Below are 6,430 nucleotides of genomic sequence, written 5' to 3' on the forward strand. Positions count from 1 at the left end.
AAAATGTCATCACCGAATTTCACGCTGACAGAATAAGAGACACCGTTTCGGATTTACGGTAGGATAGGCGAGGTTTTTGATAATAGGGGAATAAAAAAGCGCCGGAGAGACTCGGCGCCCGGAAGTGAGTGCGTGGGATCGACCGGAAGGTCAATCCATCTGGTTGCGCATCCAGGTCGGGATGTCGAGGATGTCTTCGTTGTCGTATCCTCCGACCACTTTGACGCGGGGTGTGCTGACCGGAATGGCGGGCTCTTCACTCTCCTCCGGCTGCATAAGAGTGATCTGCTGCTTTTTTGTCTCGGTCTTTTTCTCTTCCTCTTTCTGCTGCACTTCGGCGCTTTCGAATCCGGTGGCGACGATCGTGATCTTGACTTCGTCGAGGGAGAGAGATTCGTCGGTCGTCGTACCGAAGATGACGTGTGCGTCTTCGTCGGCGTTGTCTTCGACGATGCTCATCGCTTCGCTGATCTCGAGGATCGGATACTCCGGATGGATATGGAAATGGACCAGAACGCCCATCGCACCTTTGATATCCATGCTGTCCAGAAGCGGTGATTCGATGGCGTTTTTGATCGCTTCGTAGGCCGCGCTCTGTCCCGATGCCTCACCGACGCCCATGAGGGCCAGGCCGCGGTGGCTCATGACGGTGTTGACGTCGGCGAAGTCGAGGTTGATGTCGTGCTCGCCGCGGGAGACGATGACGTTGCTGATGCCGCTGACGGCACGTGCGAGGATGTTGTCGACCAGTTTGAAACTCTCTTTGATGCCGAGGTTCTTGTCGACGATGCTGAGTAGCTTTTCGTTGGGGATGACGATGATCGAATCGCTCTCTTTTTTCAGCTGCTCCAGGCCCGCTTCCGCCAGCTTCATCCGTTTGCGTCCTTCGAAGCGGAAGGGTTTGGTGACGACCGAAACCGTCAGGGCTCCGACCTCTTTGGCCGCCTGCGCGATGATGGGTGCCGCGCCGGTTCCCGTACCGCCGCCCAGACCGGATGAGACGAATACGATGTCGGCACCCGCCAGTACCTCTTTGATCGCGTCGTAACTCTCCAGTGCCGACTCCTGACCGATCTCCGGCTTCATGCCGGCTCCGAGTCCTTTGGTCAGCTTCTCCCCCAGTTGGATCTTGTAGGCCGCTTTCGAGGTCTCCAGGGCCTGTGCGTCGGTATTGGCGACGATCAGGTCGATTCCCTCGATTCCCTGGTGAATCATGTGGTTGATCATATTGCCGCCGCCTCCGCCGACACCGATCGCCTTGATCTTCGCTCCGCTGACAGTAACTGCTTCTTCTATGGTAAATCCGGGCACTCTTCTCTCCTTCCTAGAATATCTGTGTCATCCAATGCCACAATTTTTTCAGTGATTGGCCAAATGTCTCTTTGTCGTCCTGCGCGACACGCGCGAGAGTCTGTTTGACATCCTCGTTTTTCAGTGGTTTCTCTTTTTTCTCATCTTTGCTGTCGGAGGTCATCGAAATGGTTGGCAGTTCTCCCTCGTCGGCGGTGATGGGCTCTTTTTTATGGAGCATCTTCTTGTTGGAATCGATCTCGTACTGCGTGTATCCGCCAGCACCGTATTCGAGCAGGCCGATGACGGTGGCGAACGCGGGATCGTGCAGCGGCTCGAAATCCCCCTCCACAGGCCGGGGCCTGGCGATGCGTACAGGCATGTTGTCGAAGATCGCCATGGCGAGTTCGCGGATACCCTCGAGTTTCGTCATGCCTCCGGTCAGAACGATGCCCGCGCCGATCTGATCCCGCAGGTTGCTCTTTTCGAGCTCTTTGGCGAGGATCATCAGCGTCTCCTGGACGCGTGCCTGGATGACATTGTAGACGATCTCCAGGGAGATCTCGTGGTTCTCCTCCTCGTCTCCGATGACGGGGATCTCTATCAGGTCGCTGGAAGGTGCACGGAGCGATCCGTACTCCAGTTTGATCTTTTCGGCGATGTGCAGCGGCGTGTGCAGCGCCATGGAGAGGTCGTTGGTGATATGGTTGGACCCCACGGCCAGGAAGGTGTTGAACCGGATCGAGTTGCCGGAATGGACCACCATCTCGCAGGTCGACCCGCCCATGTCGATGACACAGACGCCCAGCTCCTTCTCGTCGTCGTTGAGGACGGAAATGGCCGAGGCGTAGCCGGCCAGCACGACGTTTTCGATCTCGATGCCGGCCGATTTGACCGCTTTTTTCAGATTGCTCAGGCTCGATTTCTGGGTCGTGATGATATGGGTGTCCACCTCCAGCCGGCTGGCGTTCATGCCGAAAGGATCCTCTATGAACTCCTGCTCGTCCACTTTGAAGTTGTAGGGGAGGACGTGCAGGACTTCATATTCGTTGGGGATATTGGCGTTGTAGAGCGCCGTCTGCATGACGCGGTTGATCTCTTTGATCCCGATCTCCTGTTGCGGGATGTTGACGATCCCCGAACTGTTGATGGAGCGCGTGTAGGCACCGGAGATGGAGATGACGGCTTTGGTGGCGACGGTACCGGCGACACGCTTCGCGTCGCTGAGTGCCTGACGGATCGAACGGGTCGTCAGCTCGATGTTGGTGATCGTCCCCTTGCGTACGCCCTGGGATTTTGCGACACCCGAGCCAATGATGTGGATCGCGTCGTCCTTCTTTTCTGCGATGACGACGCTGATTTTGCTCGATCCTATGTCAATGGCAAGAAGTGGTCTGCTCACTCAGCTTCCTTTAGAAATATCTCGATGGGATATTTTTGCTGCAACCGGGCGATCAGATTGTCCTGCAGAAGATTGGATTTGATCTTACCGGTATTCTCTTCCACGAACGCTTTGTGCTGTTGCAGTTTGTCAGTGTCAAGCAACTTCTGTTCCACTATCGTGTAACTGACAGCTTTGTTGTCAAGGAGTATCGCTCCGCTTCTCTTTTCGGATCCGAAAAGCCGCTGAAGGAAGGCGGCGGCTTCGGCTTTGGAGAGGGGAGGGAGCTTGTCAACGCTGTCGCGTGTCACATAGTCAGAGAGGGTGGCGTCGGCAAGATTTTTGGAAGCATCCTCGGCCATTTTCTGTAACGCTTCCGCCCGTTTCGTTTTCAGGAAATCCTCTTTCACGTCGGCATAAGCCTCTTCGAAACTTTTCGGTTTCGGAAGAATCAGTTCTTCGACCTTTATGACCGCGTATCGGTTTCCTACCACTTTCGGTTTGAGTGTCGTACCGGCGACGGCGCCTTCGATCGCTTCCCATACATCCGCACCGAAGATCTCGTCACCCGCATCGACGATCTTCTCTTCGTTCGCTTCCTTCTTCCCCTTTTTCAGGTCGATATAGGCCAGCTGCGCACTCTTTTTCGCTTTTTTGAGGCGAATCGCTTCGACAACTTTCTCTCTGACCTTTTCGAGAGGTAGGATTTCGCCCTTTTCGTCGGTGAAGTCGGTGCGGTTTTCTTTGTAGTAGGCTTCGACCTCTTCGTTGGAGGGTTCCTCTTCGGAGGGTGCTACCCAAAGAATCGCCAGTTTGAAGCGTTTGGGCGTCATATAGGCGTCTTTGTGGGACTCCCAGTACTTCTTCAGTTCGTTCTCGTCGATCTCCACCGTCACGTCGTCGGCGGTGAAGACTTTGTAGCGGAGTCTGTCGGCCATGAAGAGTGCGGCCCCGAAACCTTCGACCTCCAGAGGTGTGGCGGCTGGTGACAGAAGGGAGAGCGTCTTTTTGATCAGGATGTCGTTTTTGAGGCTCTCTTCGAAGACTTTGGGCTTCATACGCATACCCTGAAGGACGGCGACGTAGGTGCTCTTGTCGAACTTGCCGTCTTTCTGGAAAGCCGGGATCGCCAAAATCGCCTTCTGGACCTCCTCGTCGCTGACGACGATGCCGTGGTCTTTGGCGAAGTTTTTGATCAGTGCCTGGTAGATCAGCGACTGGAGCACCTGCTTCTGCAGACCCATTTTTTTCGCGGTCGCCTCATCCAGCGTGCCACCCATCGCCTGGTTGTACTGCTGGTAGGTGTTGCGGTAGGCGTACTGAAACTCTTCGAGTGTGACGGGTACATCTCCGACGACGGCGACGCTGTTGCTCTTGCTGCCGTACTGGTAGGTACCCCATCCCACGAATCCGGCACCGACGAACGCGATCGTACTGATCCATATCGTGATGACCAGATATTTTCTGTGTTTTTGCATCCAGGAAATCATTCAAAGGCCTTTGGTGTTTATGCGGTATAATTGTTTAACTGATTTTATTGAATTTGAAATTAATTTCGGTTTAAATTTAACGCGGTAGTACCGAATTTACCGATATTTTCACATCCCTTTACAACTTGTCAAAAAAGGTTTACAGAAATTGACACGAAAGCGAGAAAAAGCCATGAAAAACAGCGAAATCACGGCACGCGATCTGGCACACATCTGGCATCCGTGCACCCAGATGAAAGATCACGAGACACTGCCTCTGATTCCTGTCAGATCAGCCCGGGGAGTCTGGCTGGAGGATTTCGAAGGTCACCGTTACATCGACGGCATCAGCAGCTGGTGGGTCAATCTCTTCGGCCATGCCCATCCCTACATCACCCGCAGGCTTTCCGAACAGGCCTCGACGCTGGAACATGTTCTGTTGGCCGGTTTCACCCACGAGCCCGCCGTGCGGCTGGCCGAGCGCCTCTGTGCCCTCGCGCCCGGGGACTTGAACCGGGTCTTTTTCGCCGACAACGGATCGAGTGCCGTCGAAGTGGCCCTGAAGATGAGCTATCATGCCCATCTGAACCGCGGAGAGAAACGGCCGCTCTTTCTTTCGCTGACAAACAGCTACCACGGCGAGACGATCGGTGCGCTTTCGGTAGGAGATGTGGAGCTCTACAAAAAGACCTACGAACCTATCCTGATTCGATCGCTCCAGACGCCGGTGCCTGCCGACAGGAGCGTCGAAGCGGCCGAAGAGGCGGCCGTCGCTCTCGAGTCGATCCTCAAAGAGAGGGGAAAAGAGATCTCCGCGCTCATCGTGGAGCCCCTGGTGCAGTGCGCCGGGTACATGCACATGTACCATCCGAGATATCTGACCCTGGCCAGAGAGCTCTGCGACGCCTACGGCATCCATCTCATCGCCGACGAGATCGCCGTGGGTTTCGGCAGGACGGGCACGATGTTCGCCTGCGAGCAGGCCGGTGTGGTCCCCGATTTCATGTGTCTCTCCAAGGGACTTACGGGCGGGTACATGCCTCTGGCCGTCGTTTTGACGAGTGACGAGATCTACAGCCGTTTCTACTGCGACTATCTGGAGTACAGAGCGTTCCTGCACTCCCACAGCTATACGGGCAATCCCCTCGGATGCAGCTGCGCCAACGCCGTTCTCGACATTTTCGAAAACGAGAAGATCCTCGAAAAAAACAGGGAGAAGATCGCCTGGATGGCCGAACTGCTGGAGCCTTTCACGGCACTTTCGAATGTCAAGGAGGTGCGTCAGACGGGACTTATCGCCGCCGTCGAACTGCAGGGATACAGCCCCCAGGAGCGTGTGAATCTCAAAATCTTCGACCACTGCCTCAAGCGGGGAGTCTTCATCCGGCCTCTGGGGCACGTACTCTATTTCATGCCGCCCTACATCATCACGAAGGAGGAGATGACGAAGATGATAGAGACGGCCTATGACGCGGTAAAGGAGCTGTGATGGAGAGAGGTAGGATACATATAGGCACTTCCGGTTTCTACTACGAGCACTGGCGCGGGGTTTTCTATCCGGAAGATCTGGCGAAGTCACACTTTTTCGAATACTATATGACACGGTTCGAGACCGTGGAGCTCAACAGCACCTTCTACCACCTGCCGCGGCTGAAGACGACGGAGCACTGGGCCGAAATGTCGCCGCCCGATTTTCTCTTTTCCCTCAAAGCCTACCGGGGCATCACCCACTACCGGAAACTGAAAGATGTCGAAGAGGAGCTCTACCGCTATCTCCATCTGATCAAGCCGCTCAAACCGAAGCTGGGCACGATCCTTTTCCAGCTGCCGCCCTCGCTCCACCTCGACTTCGACCTTCTGGCCGGCTTTCTGGAAATTCTGCCTCCGGGCTACCGCTATACCGTGGAGTTTCGCCATCCCAGCTGGCTGGTGGAGGATATCTACAACCTTCTCAAGAGCTACAATGTCGCACTCTGCATCAACGATTTCGGCAAACGGCAGATGGAGCCGGTGATGACGGCCGATTTCGGGTACCTGCGTTTTCACGGGCCGACGGGACGCTACGGAGGGAGTTACGACGACGATACGCTGCGAATGTGGGCCGACCGCCTCAAAGAGGCATCGAAGGAGCTGAAGGCGATATTCGTCTATTTCAACAACGATTTCGGCGGGTACGCCGTGCAAAACGCCCTCCGGCTCATGGAGCTACTAGAACCCATCTCAAAAATCCCCATGGGCGGGAATGACACGCAAAAGTTGCGATGACGAGGCGAAAAGCGCAAGGTGTAGC

The 6,430-nt window shown here is 55.3% G+C and carries 5 protein-coding genes; 2 read left to right on the top strand and 3 right to left on the bottom strand.

Annotated elements, in window-relative coordinates; genetic code table 11:
- Window positions 1-150: 150 nt before the first annotated feature.
- Genes ftsZ through Q1K23_RS06815 form a run of 3 tightly spaced genes read right to left on the bottom strand, consistent with a single transcriptional unit; the run spans window position 151 to window position 4,149 of the window.
- Complete coding sequence (gene ftsZ, locus Q1K23_RS06805; protein WP_300363393.1) at window positions 151-1,311, bottom strand: cell division protein FtsZ; 1,161 nt, start codon at window positions 1,309-1,311, stop codon at window positions 151-153.
- Between the two features lie 13 nt (window positions 1,312-1,324).
- Window positions 1,325-2,692 (bottom strand): cell division protein FtsA, encoded by a 1,368-nt coding sequence (ftsA, locus tag Q1K23_RS06810; RefSeq protein ID WP_300363394.1) that lies wholly within the window; start codon window positions 2,690-2,692, stop codon window positions 1,325-1,327.
- The gene (locus tag Q1K23_RS06815; protein WP_300363395.1) at window positions 2,689-4,149 is read right to left on the bottom strand and encodes a peptidylprolyl isomerase; all 1,461 of its coding nucleotides are present in this window, start codon (window positions 4,147-4,149) and stop codon (window positions 2,689-2,691) included. Before Q1K23_RS06815 ends, ftsA begins: the two co-directional genes overlap by 4 nt.
- Window positions 4,150-4,333: 184 nt before the next feature.
- Here Q1K23_RS06815 and Q1K23_RS06820 point away from each other — a divergent pair, with 184 nt between their 5' ends.
- Window positions 4,334-5,629, top strand: coding sequence for an adenosylmethionine--8-amino-7-oxononanoate transaminase (locus tag Q1K23_RS06820; RefSeq protein ID WP_300363396.1), 1,296 nt, complete (start codon window positions 4,334-4,336; stop codon window positions 5,627-5,629).
- The gene (locus Q1K23_RS06825) at window positions 5,629-6,405 is read left to right on the top strand and encodes a DUF72 domain-containing protein (protein ID WP_300363397.1); all 777 of its coding nucleotides are present in this window, start codon (window positions 5,629-5,631) and stop codon (window positions 6,403-6,405) included. The genes Q1K23_RS06820 and Q1K23_RS06825 overlap by 1 nt, the downstream gene beginning before the upstream one ends.
- Window positions 6,406-6,430 lie beyond the last annotated feature (25 nt).

The sequence above is a fragment of the Hydrogenimonas sp. genome, from assembly GCF_029933015.1.
Classification (GTDB): domain Bacteria; phylum Campylobacterota; class Campylobacteria; order Campylobacterales; family Hydrogenimonadaceae; genus Hydrogenimonas.